The organism is Nocardioides sp. NPDC058538 (assembly GCF_042719275.1).
Lineage (GTDB): Bacteria > Actinomycetota > Actinomycetes > Propionibacteriales > Nocardioidaceae > Nocardioides.
Map to the genome: position 1 here is coordinate 59052 of NZ_JBHXNY010000004.1, position 14893 is coordinate 73944.

Annotated in this window: 16 protein-coding genes; 5 read left to right on the forward strand and 11 right to left on the reverse strand. The window is 69.6% G+C overall.

Going from position 1 to position 14893, the window contains the following annotated elements; all coding sequences use genetic code 11:
* Positions 1-137: 137 nt before the first annotated feature.
* The 4 genes from ACFWQC_RS05050 to ACFWQC_RS05065 all read right to left on the reverse strand — a co-directional run bounded on the left by ACFWQC_RS05050 (position 138) and on the right by ACFWQC_RS05065 (position 4401).
* Entirely contained in the window at positions 138-1370 is a 1233-nt protein-coding gene (locus ACFWQC_RS05050; RefSeq protein ID WP_378673945.1) for a cytochrome P450, read from the reverse strand.
* Between the two features lies 1 nt (position 1371).
* Positions 1372-1920 (reverse strand): TetR/AcrR family transcriptional regulator, encoded by a 549-nt coding sequence (locus ACFWQC_RS05055; RefSeq protein WP_378673948.1) that lies wholly within the window; start codon positions 1918-1920, stop codon positions 1372-1374.
* Positions 1921-1995: 75 nt separating this feature from the next.
* Positions 1996-2784, reverse strand: a complete 789-nt coding sequence (locus ACFWQC_RS05060; RefSeq protein ID WP_378673950.1) for an enoyl-CoA hydratase/isomerase family protein — start codon at positions 2782-2784, stop codon at positions 1996-1998.
* A gap of 9 nt (positions 2785-2793) precedes the next feature.
* Positions 2794-4401, reverse strand: coding sequence for a GMC family oxidoreductase (locus ACFWQC_RS05065; protein WP_378673952.1), 1608 nt, complete (start codon positions 4399-4401; stop codon positions 2794-2796).
* Between the two features lie 62 nt (positions 4402-4463).
* Between ACFWQC_RS05065 and ACFWQC_RS05070 the strand changes: the two genes are divergently transcribed.
* Positions 4464-5303, forward strand: a complete 840-nt coding sequence (locus tag ACFWQC_RS05070; RefSeq protein WP_378673955.1) for an LLM class F420-dependent oxidoreductase — start codon at positions 4464-4466, stop codon at positions 5301-5303.
* On the opposite strand, the gene ACFWQC_RS05075 is transcribed toward ACFWQC_RS05070, so the two are convergent.
* Positions 5304-6176 carry an alpha/beta hydrolase gene (locus tag ACFWQC_RS05075; protein ID WP_378673958.1) on the reverse strand — a complete coding sequence of 291 codons (873 nt, stop codon included), beginning with the start codon at positions 6174-6176 and terminating at the stop codon, positions 5304-5306.
* 87 nt (positions 6177-6263) lie between these two features.
* On the opposite strand from ACFWQC_RS05075, the gene ACFWQC_RS05080 reads away from it, so the two are divergent.
* The gene (locus tag ACFWQC_RS05080) at positions 6264-6716 is read left to right on the forward strand and encodes a nuclear transport factor 2 family protein (RefSeq protein ID WP_378673961.1); all 453 of its coding nucleotides are present in this window, start codon (positions 6264-6266) and stop codon (positions 6714-6716) included.
* A 22-nt stretch (positions 6717-6738) separates the two neighbouring features.
* On the forward strand, positions 6739-7149 hold the full coding sequence (locus ACFWQC_RS05085; RefSeq protein ID WP_378673964.1) for an RpiB/LacA/LacB family sugar-phosphate isomerase: 411 nt from the start codon (positions 6739-6741) through the stop codon (positions 7147-7149).
* Between the two features lie 24 nt (positions 7150-7173).
* Here the strand turns inward: ACFWQC_RS05085 and ACFWQC_RS05090 are convergent, their stop codons facing one another.
* The 6 genes from ACFWQC_RS05090 to hsaA are packed head-to-tail and all read right to left on the reverse strand — an operon-like array spanning position 7174 to position 12104.
* Positions 7174-8124 (reverse strand): cation diffusion facilitator family transporter, encoded by a 951-nt coding sequence (locus ACFWQC_RS05090; protein WP_378673967.1) that lies wholly within the window; start codon positions 8122-8124, stop codon positions 7174-7176.
* Positions 8091-8426, reverse strand: a complete 336-nt coding sequence (locus tag ACFWQC_RS05095) for an ArsR/SmtB family transcription factor (RefSeq protein WP_378673970.1) — start codon at positions 8424-8426, stop codon at positions 8091-8093. Before ACFWQC_RS05095 ends, ACFWQC_RS05090 begins: the two co-directional genes overlap by 34 nt.
* 57 nt (positions 8427-8483) lie before the next feature.
* Positions 8484-9065: a flavin reductase family protein gene (locus ACFWQC_RS05100; RefSeq protein WP_378673973.1), complete on the reverse strand. Its 582-nt coding sequence runs from the start codon at positions 9063-9065 to the stop codon at positions 8484-8486.
* Between the two features lie 30 nt (positions 9066-9095).
* Entirely contained in the window at positions 9096-9992 is an 897-nt protein-coding gene (gene hsaC / locus ACFWQC_RS05105) for an iron-dependent extradiol dioxygenase HsaC (RefSeq protein WP_378673976.1), read from the reverse strand.
* Positions 9989-10909, reverse strand: a complete 921-nt coding sequence (gene hsaD / locus ACFWQC_RS05110) for a 4,5:9,10-diseco-3-hydroxy-5,9,17-trioxoandrosta-1(10),2-diene-4-oate hydrolase (protein ID WP_378673979.1) — start codon at positions 10907-10909, stop codon at positions 9989-9991. Before hsaD ends, hsaC begins: the two co-directional genes overlap by 4 nt.
* 1 nt (position 10910) lies before the next feature.
* Positions 10911-12104 (reverse strand): 3-hydroxy-9,10-secoandrosta-1,3,5(10)-triene-9,17-dione monooxygenase oxygenase subunit, encoded by a 1194-nt coding sequence (gene hsaA / locus ACFWQC_RS05115; RefSeq protein ID WP_357351517.1) that lies wholly within the window; start codon positions 12102-12104, stop codon positions 10911-10913.
* A gap of 189 nt (positions 12105-12293) precedes the next feature.
* Here hsaA and kstD point away from each other — a divergent pair, with 189 nt between their 5' ends.
* A complete protein-coding gene (gene kstD / locus ACFWQC_RS05120) occupies positions 12294-13994 on the forward strand; it encodes a 3-oxosteroid 1-dehydrogenase (RefSeq protein WP_378673987.1) in 1701 nt (566 codons plus the stop codon).
* The gene (locus ACFWQC_RS05125; RefSeq protein WP_378673990.1) at positions 13994-14890 is read left to right on the forward strand and encodes a MaoC/PaaZ C-terminal domain-containing protein; all 897 of its coding nucleotides are present in this window, start codon (positions 13994-13996) and stop codon (positions 14888-14890) included. The genes kstD and ACFWQC_RS05125 overlap by 1 nt, the downstream gene beginning before the upstream one ends.
* Positions 14891-14893: the final 3 nt, after the last annotated feature.

Consider the following 14893-nt stretch of genomic DNA (forward strand, 5'->3'; position numbering starts at 1 on the left):
CCGGGATGCTGACCGAGGTAACTCGGCGAATGCGTACTGACCTCGCGGAGTTCCACGAAGTAGGTGGTTGCCGACCGAGATACCTCGGTGAGCATCCGACGCGCTGACCGAGTTACCTCGGTGAGCATCCGCCCCGCTCATCGCACCCTCCGGGTGAACGTGACAGGCAGCTGCGCGAACCCACGCACGCTGGTGGAGTGCACCCGGACAGCGCGATCGGTGTGGACCTCGAATCCGGGCGTACGCCGCACCAGCTCCGCCAGCACGACGCGGGCCTCGAGCCGGGCGAGGTTGGCGCCGAGACAGAAGTGCCGGCCGACGCCGAAGCTCATGATCCTGCCGAGCTCGTCGGCCGGGCGATGGATGTCGAAGACGTCCGGCGCGGTGAAGACGCGCTCGTCACGGTTGGCCGAGCCGAGCAGCACGAGCAGCTTCGACCCGGCGGGGACGACCTGGCCGTGGAGCTCGACGTCCTCGGCGACGTAGCGGGCCAGCATCTGGCTGGAGGTGTCGTGGCGCAGGGTCTCCTCGATCCACGCGCCCACCGGCGCGGTGTTCCCGGGATCGGCGAAGACCTCGGCGAGCTGAGAGGGGTGGGCGCCGAGGTGGAAGAGCGCGTTGCCGAGCAGCTTGGTGGTCGTCTCGTTGCCGGCCACGACCATCAGGAACAGGAACGCGATCACCTCGTGGTCGAGCAGCCGGTCGCCGTCGACCTCGGCCTCGATGAGTGCCGAGGTGAGGTCCTCGCTGGGCTGCTCGCGCCGCTGCGCGACCATCTCGGCGTAGTAGCCGATCAGCTCGAGCGCGGCCGTCATCCCGGCCTCCGGCACGTCGCGTACGCCGTCCTCACGGTGCACCACCAGGTCGGCCAGGCGCCGCACCTCGTCGCGGTCGGCGACGGGGACACCCATCATCTCCGAGATGACGTCCATCGGGAGCTTGCCGGCGAGCTCGGCGATCCAGTCCGCCTCGCCGGTCTCAGCGCAGGCCGCGACCAGCGCGTCGAGGTAGTGGTCGGCGAGCGCCTGGATCTGCGGGGTGAGCTCGCGTACGCGGCGCGGCGTGAACCCGGCCGAGACCAGCTTGCGCAGCCGGGTCTGCTCCTTGCCGTCCAGGGCCAGGAAGGACATCACCCGATGGGCCTCGCCGTTCCAGGCGCTGGCGTCGAGCGAGACGCCCATCCGGTTGGAGAAGGTGATGTCGTCCTTCACCGCGGCGTGCACGTCGGCGTGCCGGGAGAGCGCCCAGAAGTCGTCGGAGGCGTTGTAGTAGAGCGGCGCCTCGTCCCGCAGCCGGGCATAGACCGGGTAGGGGTCCTCGTGGAAGTCGTAGTCGTAGGGGTCGAAGATCTCGGTGGTGGTGCTCGTCATCTCACTCCTTACCGACGATCACGGCGACGACCGGGGCGAGCCGGTCGGCCATCTCGTCGTAGGTCATCAGGCCCATGCCCGCCTGCAGCAGCGCTCCGGAGAAGGCGAGCAGCAGGGCTTCTCGCTCGGCCTCTGCGGCACCTTCGCCGAGCGCCGCCTCGAACCGGGCAGCGAACTCGGCCCCGATCCGCAGCCGCAGCCGCTCGACATCGGCATCGCTTCCCAGCAGCGCCGGCGTGACCGCCGCGGCGAGCGCCGGCTCCTTCGCGATCCGGGTCGTGAGGCTGCGTACGGCCGCCTGCACCCGCTCCACGCGGGTTCCGGTCTCCTCGACCGCCGGCGTCTCGGCCAGATGGCGCCAGAAGAGCTCGGCGAAGAGATGGTTCTTGGAGGCGAGGTAGGTGTACGCCGTGGCCGGGGAGACCCCGGCCCGGGCAGCGACCGAACGGACGGTCAGTGCCTCGTGCCCTACCTCGCGCAGCTCCTCCAGACCTGCGGCGAATACTCGCTCGACCGTCTCCGCCTGGCGGGTGCTCGTTGCGCTGGACACGTGTCCAGATTAGAACACGTTCTTGTTTCGGGCAAGGGGGTGACCACGAGGAATCGGAGTCCCGTTGTCCCCGGCTCAGGCCCCGGGCGGAAGCGTGGTGAAGTCGGGCTCCCGCCCCTCGGCGAAGGCGACGAGCGCCTCGATGTTGGCCGGCCCGCCGAGCAGCTCGGCGAACTTCGCGTTCTCGAGCTCCCGGGCGGCCTCGATGCCAGGACGCAGCGACGCGGTCATCGTCTCCTTGACCGCGACCAGGCTGCTGATGGGACGCGCGGCGAGCGTGGCGGCATGGTCCCAGGCGGTGTCGAGCAGTTCCTCGGGCGAGGTGACCCGCCAGACGAGCCCCATCTCGTGGGCCTCCTCGGCACTGAACCACTCCCCCGACATCAGCATCCAGGCGGCGTTCTGGCGGCCGATCAGCCGCGGGAACAGGAAGCTCGAGGCCGCCTCCGGCGCGACCCCGAGCGTGGTGAACGGCGTCTTGAACCTCGCCTCCGTCGAGGCGAGGACCAGGTCGGCGAAGCCCAGGAGCGTCACGCCGATGCCGAGCCCCAGCCCGTTGACGGCGACGACCAGCGGCTTCGAGAACGCCGCCAGGGAGTCGACCAGGCCGATGAACCCGTGGGCGGCGCTCTCGTCGCCACCCGAGGCGGTCTCCTTCATCTCGATCAGGTCGGTGCCCGCCGAGAAGGCACGACCGGTCCCGGTCAGCAGCACGACCGCCACCTCCGGGTCCTCGTCGGCCTCGCGCAGCGCCTCGGCGAGAGCGACGTAGAGCGCCTGACTGAACGCGTTGAGGTGGTCTGGACGGTTGAGGGTGAGCGTACGGACGCGGTCGCGGTCATGGCTCAGCAGCAGGTCGGACATGTGCGTCTCCTATCGGCCCAGGATCAGGTCGGCGGCGCGCTCGCCGATCATGATCGAGGGCGCGTTGGTGTTGCCGCCGGTGATCGAGGGCATCACGCTCGCGTCGGCGACGCGCAGGCCGTCGATGCCCAGCACCCGCAGCGACGGGTCGACCACGGCTCGCTCGTCCGACCCCATCCGGCAGGTGCCGACACCGTGGTAGACGCTGTGCACGATGTTGGGCAGCAGCTCACGGGTCGCCTCATCGGTGGCGTACGGCGGGCCGGGCGAGATCTCGCCCTGGTTGTCCCCGAGACCGACCATCATCTCGCGCACCTTCGCGATCCCGTCCAGGAGCACCTCGGTGTCCTTGCCGGACTTCAGGTAGGCCGGGTCGAGCAGCGGGTGCGCGAGCGGGTCGGCGCTGGCCAGGCGTACGGTGCCGCGGCTCTCGGGGTAGATCAGCGTGGGCAGGATGCACAGACCGGGCTTGTTCGTCGGCGGCCGGATGGCCTTGTCGCCGTCCTGGTTCGGGAACGGGTAGACCCAGTAGAGGACGTGCAGCTGCAGGTCGGGGACCTGATCGGCCACGGCGCTGCGTACGAACCCGAAGGCCTCGAACTGCGAGCCGGCAGCCCAGCCCTTGCGGGTGAGCCGCGACTTCGCGAAGCCGGCGGCGAAGTAGGCCGGTGTGGGCCGCCGCAGCGCCGAATCCATCCGGAACGAGACCGGCACGAAGAGGTGGTCGTGGAAGTTGTCGCCGACGGGAAGGTCGGCGTGGACCTCGATGCCGTGTTCGCGGAGGTGGTCGGAATGACCGATTCCGGAGAGCATCAGCAGGTGCGGAGAGCCGTAGACCCCGGCCGCCACGATGACCTCGCGGCTCGCCCGGATGGTCTGCTTGTCGCCGTCGGCACCGACGACCTCGACGCCGGTGGCGCGCGAGCCCTCGATCCGTACGCGGGTGACCTGGGCCTTGGTCAGGATCAGCAGGTTGTCCAGGGGGTCTTCGCGCAGGTAGGCCTTCGACGTCGAGTAGCGGCGACCCTCGGAAGCACTGAGCTGGACGACGCCGACACCCTCCTGCTCCTTGCCGTTGTAGTCGTCGAGCGCGCTGACCCCGAGCCGCTTGGGCGCCTCCTCGAGCCAGGTCTGCGTCGCCGGGGTGAGGTCCTTCTGGTAGCGCACCTTCACCGGTCCACCCGCGCCACGGAACTCGTCCCCGCCGCCCTCGAAGTCCTCCATCCGCTTGAACGCCGGGAGCACGTCGTCGTAGGACCATCCGGTAGCGCCGTCGGCCGCCCAGTCGTCGAAGTTCTGGCGGTTGCCGCGTACCCAGAGCATGCCGTTGATCGAGGACGAGCCGCCCAGCACCTTGCCGCGGGTCATCGGGATGACCCGGTCGAGGGCGGCGCTCTGCGGGACCGACCTGTAGCCCCAGTCGACAAGCTTCTTCAGCTGTGGCGTGGAGAGCATCGCGGCGACCGCACCGGGGAGCTCGAGCAGGTTCTTGATCCCGAACGCGGTGTCCTTGGTGCCCGCCTCGATCACGATCACGCTGGCACCGCTCTCAGCCAGCCTGCGGGCGGTGGCGCAGCCCGCACTCCCGGCCCCTACGACGATGTAGTCGGCTTCCATGTTCACTTCTCTCTCCCGGTGATCCCTTCCGCAAAGACTAGAACACGTTCTACTGTTGTGTCATGCGCCACGGCATCGTCCTGTTCACCTCGGACCGCGGCATCGCGCCCGCCGAGCTCGCCACCGCCGCCGAGGAGCGTGGCTTCGACACGTTCTACGTGCCCGAGCACACCCACATCCCGGTGCGACGCGACGCCCTGCACCCCACCGGCGGCGCCGAGCTCCCCGACGACCGCTACCTGCGTACGCTCGACCCCTGGGTCACGCTCGGGACCTGCGCCGCGGTCACCTCGCGGATCGGGCTCTCCACGGCCGTCGCGCTGCCGGTCGAGTCCGACCCGATCACGCTCGCCAAGACGATCGCGACCCTCGACCACCTCTCCGGCGGCAGGGTCTCGCTGGGGGTCGGCTTCGGCTGGAACACCGACGAGCTCGCCGACCACGGCATCCCTGGCGACCGCAAGCGCACCGCGCTGAAGGAGTACCTGGAGGCGATGCGGGCACTGTGGACGGAGGAGGAGGCCGCCTACGAAGGCGAGTTCGTCTCCTTCGGTCCGTCATGGGCCTACCCGAAGCCACCACAGGGCCGGATCCCGACGATCGTCGGCGCCGGCGGCGGCCCCAAGACGCTGCGCTGGATCGCTCGCAACGCGGAGGGCTGGATGTCGACCCCGACCGAGGCCGGCATCGGCGAGAAGGTGAAGACGCTGCAGGACGAGTGGGAGTCGGCGGGCCGCGAGGGCAAGCCCGAGGTACGCGTGCTCGTCGCGAAGCGGCCGACACCGGACGACCTGGCCGAGTGGTCGGTCGCCGACGAGCTGATCTGGGGCGTCCCCGACACCGAGCCGGCCGGCGTACTCACCTACCTCGACAAGCTCGCGGGCAGGCTCGACCTCGTCTGATCAGTCCAATCGCTCGCGCAGGAACCCGACGATCCGCTCCAAGCCGCCGCGCGAGGCCGGCGAGATGCCCGGCAGGGTGAGATAGGCATGGGTCGCCAGCCGAGGACAGTGCAGGGAGACCTCCACCCCGGCCGTACGCAGCGCCACGGCGTAGCGCTCGGCGTGCGAGCGCATGGGGTCGAACCGCGCGGTGAGCACCAGCGCGGGCGGCAGGCCCGCATGCGAGGTCGCTCTCAGCGGCGAGACCGACCACTCCTCGGCGAGCGACCCGTCACCGCCGAGGTAGTGGTCCACGATCCCGGCCAGTCCCGGGCCACGCAGGCCGACGAGGTCGACGAGCGGATAGATCAGCACCTGGCCACACACCCGGGACTCGCCCTCGTCACGGGCGCGCAGCGCCAGGACCGCGGCCAGCGTGCCCCCGGCACTGTCGCCCAGCACGGCAATCCTCCCGGGGTCCGCGCCCAGGTCGTCGGCGTTCGCCACGGCCCACACCAGCACGCTCCAGCAGTCCTCGACCGCGGCCGGATAAGGATGCTCCGGCGCGAGCCGGTAGGCCGGTGCAATGACGACGGCGCCGGCGCGGGCCGCGATCCGGCCGGCCATCCAGCGCGACTGCTCGGGCGAGCCCCAGCACCAGCCGCCGCCATGGAAGGCCAGCACGATCGGCCGCCGCCCCGCGGCCGGGGCTCGCGGGGTGTGGACGCGCAGCCGGATCTCGCCGACCCATGCCTCCCGCACCACCACGTCCGGGTCGTCGGCTCCGAAGACCCAGGTCAGGTGGCGATTCGCCAACAGCGCCGCCCGCCGCTGGCGCAGCTCGACCATCCCGTCCACACCGCGATCCTGCACCTCGGCGGCGGTCTTCGTCATGACGTACGGCCGACCGGTGATGGAACGTCACCGCACAGCTCGCACAGACACCGCCCAGAATAGAACACGTTCTACTATCATCGGCGCATGAGTGACATCAGCGAGATAGAGCAGCTCAAGTACCGCTACGTACGCCTCCTCGACACCAAGCAGTGGGACGAGTTCGCCACCTGCTTCAGCGACGACGCCACCGCCGACTACGCCGGGCTCTCGTTCACCTCACCCACCGAGCTGGTCGACTACATGCGCACCAACCTGCCCGCGGAGATCATCACGATGCACCACCTCCATCACCCGGAGATCGCGGTCGACGGCGATGCGGCCACCGGTCGCTGGTATCTCTACGACAAGGTCTTCGCCCCCGCCTACGAGTTCGCCCTCGAAGGCGCCGCCTTCTACGAGGACCGCTACACCCGTACGCCGCTCGGCTGGCGCATCGCTCACACCGGCTACCAGCGCACCTGGGAGCTCACCACCAGCCTGAAGGACCAGCCGAGCGCCAAGTTCACCGGACCCGGCGGACCGGCCACGCACGCCTGAGCGCGGGGGTAGGTTCGGCACCATGCGGATCGCCTTCGGAACCGACGACGAGAACGAGACGACCCGAGCCGTGCTCACCGAGCTCCGGGAACGCGGGGAGGTCGAGGTCGTCGAGACCGACTCCTGGCCCGACCTCGGCGCCGGCATCGGCCGGGCGGTCGTCGAGGGCCGCGCCGACGTCGGCGTGGTGATGTGCTGGACCGGGACCGGCACGGCGATCGCCGCCAACAAGGTCCCCGGCGTACGCGCCGCGCTCGCCTGGGAGCCCTGGATCGCCCGCAACGCGCGCCTGTGGAACGACGCCAACGTCTTGGCGATGAGCCTCAAGCGCCTCGCCCCCGACGTCGCGGTCGAGGTCACCCGAGCCTTCCTCGACGAGACCGATCCCGACCCCGAGGAAGCAGCCGCGATCAGGCGCCTCGACGAGCTGTGAGCGCGGGAGAGTCGACGCCGGCGCTCACCAGTTCACCTCATGGCACTGCCGGGTGGGGGCGGTCTCGGTCTGGAGGGTGGCGTGCTCGATCCGGTGCCGGCTGGCGAGCATGGCCTGCGCATCGGTCAGCACGGCTTGCGCATCGGTGCCGGGATCCAGGACGAGATGAGCGGTGGCGACATGCATCCCGGAGGTCAAGGTCCACACGTGCAGGTCATGAACGCCGTCCACGCCCGAGACGGCTTCGAGGTCGGCGACGACCTGGTCGACCTCCATGCCCTCAGGGACGTGCTGGCCGAGGACCGCCAGGACCTGACGGCCCAGGGCGACGGCGCGTACGGTGACGAAGACCCCGATCGCGACGGCCACGGCGGTGTCCCACAACGGCTGCCCGGTGGCCGCGACCAGCAGTCCGGCCACGATCACCCCGACGCTTCCGGCGGCATCCGCGACCACCTCGAAGTAGGCGCCCTTGAGATTGAGCGACTCGCTCGCCCCCGCGCGCAGGAGCAGCATCGAGACCAGGTTGATGGCCAGGCCGATCGCGCCGACCACGAGCATCGCCCCGGTCTGGACCTCGGATCCCTCCCCGATGCGGCCGATCGCCTCGAGCACGACATAGACCGCGACCCCGAGCATCACCAGGACCGTGAGCCCGGAGGCGAACACCTCGACCCGGTAGGAACCGTAGGTGCGGCGACCGGTGGTGTCGGCGCGGGTGGCGATCCGGGTGGCGACCAGCGCCGCACCCAGCGCGACGACGTCCGCCGTCATGTGCCCGGCGTCGGAGATCAGTGCCAGCGACCCCGACCACAGGCCCGCGACGAGCTCGACGACCAGGAACGCCGCCACCATGGCGAAGGTGACGGCCAGTCGCCACCGGTGCCTGCCGCCCGCGTGGCCCACCGCGGCGCCGTGACCATGTCCGTGACCGTGGCCCATCAGCAGCAGCCCTGCTCGGCGGAGTCGCGGCATGCCTCCGGATCGGTGACCAGGATCAGGTCGTGCAGGTCGGCCAGCGCATGCGCGAGGCGGCCGTCGGCGAGCTCGTAGCGGGTCCGCCTGCCCTCGGGGACGGCGACGACCAGGCCGCAGCCGCGCAGGCAGGCCAGGTGGTTCGACATCGACTGACGCGTCACGCCCAGCGACTCGGACAGCTCCGCCGGGTAGGCCGAACCCTCCCGCAGCTGCATCAGCACCCGGGCCCGGGTGGCATCTGAGAGGGCGTGCCCGAACCGGGCGAGAGCGTCCAGTGACGAGGTGGTGGCGGTGACCATGCCGCGACAGTACAGCGAAACCTGTATTCAGCAAACGCTGAACCATGAGAGAAGTGGTCAGTCGAGCTCTCGGTAGTTGCTGCGGAAGAAGAGCAGCGGCTCGGTGGCGGCGCCCTCCTCGAGGTCCAGGACGCGGCCCACGACGAGATAGTGGTCGCCCTCCTCGTGGACCGAGTGGACGGCGCAGTCGAGATACCCGACCGCCCCGGCCAGGTGTGGGTCGCCGTGATGCTCCGACGGGGTCCAGGAGATGTCGGCGTACTTGTCCGCGGCACGGGAGGCGAACTGGTTCGAGACGGCCTCCTGGCCGGCGGCGAGGATGTTGACCGAGAAGTGCCCGGCGCGACGGATCCGGGCCCAGGCCCGCGAGGACTTGGTCGGCGCGAAGAGGATCAGCGGCGGCCGCAGCGACACCGAGGAGAACGACTGGCAGGTCATCCCGACCGGGCCTTCCGCGGTCTGCGCAGCGATCACGGTGACCCCTGAGGCGAACCGGCCCAGCACCGTACGGAACCGGGCGTCCGCCTCCGCGTCGGCAGGGGTCTCCGGTGGAGACGGTGGCGCTTCGAAGTCGAAGCGACCGTGGAAGGACTCGATCAGCTCCGGATGCGGCCAGCTCTCGGCGGCATCGGGAGACATCCCATCAGGCACCTCTATACGCATACCCGATCACTGGCCTACGCCGAAGTCGTGACCCCAGTACGAGACGGCCGTGGACTCCCGGGCGACCCACTTCTGGTCGTCGACCTGCAGTCCCTCGGTGCCGAACTCGATGTCGAAACCACCCGGCGACTTCACATAGAAGGAGACCATCTCGTCGTTCATGTGCCGCCCGAGCGTCGCCGACAGCTTCGCGCCGTACTTCTTCACCCGCTCCAGCGCGCGGCCGACGTCGTCGAGCTTGTCGACCTCGAGCATGATGTGGACGCACTTGGAGTCGTTCGGGAACGGCAGGAACGCCAGCGAGTGGTGGCGCGGGTTGATCCCGAGGAAGCGCAGCCAGATCTTCGTGCCGGGCTCCTTGCCGGCGAACTCGCCGGGCATGCTCATCGAGTCGCGCAGCCGGAACCCGAGCGCGTCACGGTAGAACTCCAGCGCCTCGACGTCGTCGGAGACCGGGATCACCACATGGCCCATCCCCTGCTCGCCGGTGACGAAGGTGTGGCCGTAGGGCGAGACCGCGGGGCGTCGCTCATAGGTGATGCCGTGGAAGAGCTCGAAGACGTTGTCGAAGGGGTCGCGGAAGCGCAGCATCTCCTGGACCCGGCGCTCGGCGAGCTCCTCGGGGGTGCCCTCCTCCACCTCGACCCCGGACTTCTCCAGGTGCTCGCGGGCCTGCGCCAGCGCGGTGTGGTCGGCGACCTCCCAGCCGACGCAGCTGAGCTGGTCCACCTCGCCCGGCTCGATCACGAGTCGGGCCGAGACCTCGTCGATGCGGTAGTAGAGATGTTCTGGGTTGGGGCCCTTGGCCTCGATCAGCCCGAGGACCTTGCCGGCGAACGTACGCCACGCCTCCAGGTCGGTGCTGGTGACGCGTACGTAGCCCATGGACTTGATGTCGATCACTTCGTACGCTCCTTGTGCCTCTTCAGGCTGTGCCGTTTGAGAAACGTGACCGCGATCTCGCGGAACTCGTCGGCGGCCTCGATCTGTGCCCAGTGCCCACAGCGCGGGAAGACATGCAGCTGTGCCCTGGGGATCAGCTTCAGGGCGGGGAAGGCACCGTCGAGCGGGTTGACCCGGTCCTCACGGCCCCAGGTGAGCAGGGTGTGGTGCTTGAGCTGGTGCGCCTCGCGCCACAGCATGCCGTCCTCGGCGGTCTCGGGGTTGTAGAACGACCACCCCATCGACGCCATCGCCTCGCGCGCGCCGGGCGCGGTCGCGTCCGCGAACCGCTCCTCGACCAGCTCGTCGGTGACCAGCTTCTGGTTGACGACCATCGTCGAGATGAACGCCTTGAGCGCCTCCCGGGTCGGGTCGCTGGAGAAGTCCATCAGGCGTTGTACGCCCTCGGTGGGATCGGCATGGAAGAGGTTGAGCGAGAGCCCACCCGGCCCCATCAGCACCAGCCGCCCCACCCGGTCCGGGTAGGTCAGTGCGATCCGCATCGCCGTCCCGCCACCGAGCGAGTTGCCCAGCAGGTGCACCTTCTTCAGGCCCAGCTCGTCGAGGAGGGCGATCACCGCGTCGCCGGCGAAGCGGTAGTAGTTGCCCACCACCTCCGGCTTGTCGGAGGCGCCGAAGCCCGGCTGGTCGACCAGGATCGTGCGAAAGTCGGCCGCGAAGCCCTCCAGGGCCGAGCCGAAGTTGGACCACGACGAGGCCCCGGGACCCCCGCCGTGAAGCATCACCAGAGGCAGCCGATCATCCTCGGCGGTGCGCATCTCCTGGGGCGCCAGGTCGTAGTAGCGCAGCGAGATCTCCCCCGCCGCCTCGGTCTTGATCCGGACGTCGCGTGCGACGTCATCCTTCACGAGCACCATCTCAGTACATCCCCGGGTCGACCTTGTGCCCGAACTCGGAGGCGCCGTACATCTGCAGCGCCCGCTCGGGATCGTTGGCGGCGTGGACACGGCCCGCGTGGGCATCGCGCCAGGCCCGCTGGAGCGGGGTGCCGTTGGCCAGCGCCCGGCCGCCGGAGGCCTCGAAGAGCAGGTCGATCGCGTCGATCGCGCGCTGGGTGCCGAGCACCTGGTCGCGGCGGATCCGCAGCCGCTGGGTGATCGGGATCTTCTCGCCGCGGGCGACATAGGCCTGCTGCTCACGGATGTTGCCCATCAGCAGCGCCCAGGCGGCATCGATGTCGGAGGAGGCGGTCGCCACCCGCACGGCGGCGAAGGGGTCCAAGGAAGCCTTCTCGCCGTAGGAGGCGCGGACCCGGTTCTGCTGCATGGTCACGTGCTCTTCGTAGGCGCCGCGGGCCATGCCGATGATCGGGGTGGTGATCGTGGTCGTGAACAGCGAGTGGAACTGCAGCTTGTAGAGGTCACCGGTGTTGACCGCCTGCCCGGGACCCTTGCAGCGTCCGGTCTCGCCCATCGAGAGCGTGAAGGTCTCCGGGATGAAGACGTCCTCGACCACGATGTCGTTGGAGCCGGTGCCGGCCAGACCGACGACGTTCCAGACGTCGACGATCTCGTACCGCTCGCGCGGCACCAGGAACGTACGGAAGTCGACCACCTGGCCCTCGTCGTTGAAGACGAGGCCGCCGAGCAGGACCCAGGTGGCGTGGGCGCAGCCGGAGGAGAACGACCAGCGGCCGGAGAGCGTGAAGCCGCCCTCGGTGATCGCCGCCTTGCCCATCGGAGCGTAGGAGGAGGAGACCCGGGTGTCGGGGTCCTCGCCCCAGACCGCCTGCTGGGCCTCGTCGTCGAAGAGCGCGATCTGCCAGGGGTGCACGCCCAGGACGCTGGAGACCCAGCCCGTCGACCCGCACGCCGAGGCGATGTCGCGCACACAGGTGTAGAAGTCGACCGGGTCGGCCTCGAGACCGCCGAACCGGGCCGGCTGCAGCAGCTTGAAGAAGCCGACCTCCTCCAGCTCCTTGACGCTCGACTCGGGCACGACCCGGAGACGCTCGGTCTCCTCGGCGCGCTCCCTGATCGTGGGCAGCAGGTCCTGCACCCCGTCCTTGACGGTCTGTGCGTCCTTGTGGGGGCGCTGTGTCGGTTCGCTCACCGCTCTGCCTTCCTGCATGGTGTCCCAATGTCCTCGGACGGCGCGGTTCGTGCGCTGCCGATGGATCAATACTAGAACACGTTTCAGTTTTGTCGAGTCCCCGGGCGTGTTTCGTCGACTGTCGTCTATGGTAGAACGTGTTTCAGTTCTTAGATAGCGCCGCCTGATGGCACGAGGTTGAGGAGCACCATGGGACAGTCCGACGAGGAGACCTACGACGTCGTGGTCGTGGGCGCCGGAGGCGCCGGGATGACCGCCGCACTGGCGGCCGCGCACCGTCACGGGCTCGAGACCGTGGTCATCGAGAAGAGCGCGTACTTCGGTGGCTCGACGTCGCGCTCGGGTGGCGGGGTCTGGATCCCGCGCAACCATGCCCTCGAGGCGGCCGGGCAGAAGGACTCCCCCGAGGACGCCAGCCTCTACCTCGAGTCGATCGTCGGCGACGTCGTGCCTAGCGACCGGCGCGAGACGTTCCTCGACCGCGGCCCAGAGGTGCTCTCCTTCGTCTGCGAGAAGACACCGGTGCGGTTCAACTGGGTCCCCGACTACGCCGACTACCACCCCGAGGCCCCTGGCGGCCGCGGTGCCGGCCGCTCCGTCGAGCCGGTCCCCCTCGACGCGCGGGTGATCGGCTCCGAGCTCGATCGGCTGCATCCGCCCTATACGAAGTCGCCGGCCAACATGGTGGTCACCCAGGCCGACTTCCGCAAGATCAGCCTCGGCATGCGCACGATCAGGGGCCCGATCACGATGGTCAAGATCGCGGTCGCGCGGATCCTCTCCGGCCTGCTCGGCAAGAAGATGTACGCCATGGGCGCGGCGCTCGCTATCGGGCTGCGCAAGGGGCTCCTGGATGCCGGCGTCGAGGTCCGCTACGAGACCGAGCTGGTCGGCCTGGTCACCGAGGGCGGCCGGGTCGTCGGCGTCGAGGTACGCCACGGCGAGTCCGGTCCGACCACGGTGATCCGGGCGCGCCGCGGCGTGATCCTGGGCTCGGGTGGCTTCGAGCGCAACCTGGAGATGCGGGAGAAGTACCTGCCCGCCCCGACCTCGGTCGAATGGACCACCGGCGCCTTCTCCAACACCGGCGGCGGCATCCTGGCCGGGATCGCGGCGGGGGCCGACACCGACCTGATGGACGAGTCCTGGTGGGGGCCGACGATCCCGTTCCCCGGACGGCCGTGGTTCGCGCTCGCCGAGCGCAACCTGCCAGGCTCGATCATCGTCAACAGCGCGGGCAAGCGGTTCATGAACGAGGCACTCCCCTACGTCGAGGCGGTCCACGAGATCTATCGCGGTCAGGAGACGGGCATCTCGCATGTTCCGGCGTGGCTGGTCTTCGACCAGCGCTACCGCAACCGCTACATCTTCGCCGGTCTCGGGCCGGGCCAGCCGTTCCCGGGCCGTTGGCTCAAGAGCGGGGTCGTCGTGAAGGCATCTTCCGTCGAAGCGCTCGCGGAGAAGATCGAGGTGCCTGTCGACGGGCTCCGCGAGACCCTGGCCCGGTTCAACGGCTTCGCCGAGTCCGGCGTCGACGAGGACTTCCACCGCGGCGAGTCGACCTACGACAAGTACTACTCCGACCCCACCGTCAAGCCGAACTGCTCGCTCAACGTCATCGACCAGGCCCCGTTCTATGCGGTCAAGATGGCTCCCGGCGACCTCGGCACCAAGGGCGGTCTGGTCACCGACAAGCGCGCCCGCGTGCTGCGCCCCGACGGCTCCCCCATCGAGGGCCTGTACGCCGCCGGCAACGTCTCCTCCGCCGTCATGGGCCGCACCTACGCCGGCCCCGGCGCCACCATCGGTCCTGCCCTGGTCTTCGGCTATCTGGCTGCCGAGGACTGCGCCGTCTCGCTCGAGAAGCCCGAGGACAAGGAGCACAGCTGATGCCCATCGACCCGACCAAGGCCATCGGCGCGGAGCTGCCGTCCCAGTCGTTCTCGTGGAGCTCCTCCGACGTACTGCTCTACCACCTCGGCATCGGCGCCGGATCGCGTCCCGGTGACGCGACCGACCCGGCGTCCCTGCGCTACACGCTGGATTCCGACGCCCTGACGGTGCTGCCGTCCTTCGGGGTCGTGGCGCCGACCTTCCACGTCACCGAGCCGCCCTCGCTCGACCTGCCGGGCTGCGACATCGACCTCGCCTCGGTGCTCCACGGCTCCCAGGAGATCCACGTCGACGGCCCGATCCCGACGTCGGGAGAGGCCGTCGTCTCGACTCGCATCGTCGAGGTCTGGGACAAGGGCAAGGCCGCCGTCATCGTGCAGGAGGGTGTCGCCACGACCGCGTCCGGCGAGCCGCTGTGGACCGTCAGGAGCTCGATCTTCGTACGCGGCGAGGGCGGCTTCGGCGGTGAGCGCGGGCCGTCGACGTCGCTGCCGGTTCCCGACCGCGCGCCGGATGCCGTGGCTGCGTACGACGTCACCGAGCAGCAGGCGCTGCTCTACCGGCTGTGCGGCGACCGCAACCCGCTGCACGCCGACCCCGCCTTCGCCGCGAAGGCCGGCTTCCCGAAGCCGATCCTGCACGGGCTGTGCTCCTACGGGATCGTGCTGCGCGAGGCGACCGCGCTACTCCTCGACGGGGACGCCACCCGGGTCGCCGGGTTCGGTGCCCGGTTCGCCGGGATCGTCTTCCCCGGCGAGACGATCTCGATCGAGGCCTGGGACGAAACCGGGCAACAGGCCGGGAAGATCCTGATCAGAGCCACGATCTCGTCGGCAGACCCGGCCCGCGACGGCGCCCCGGTGCTCGCCGACTGCTACTTGGGGGTGCGATGAGCC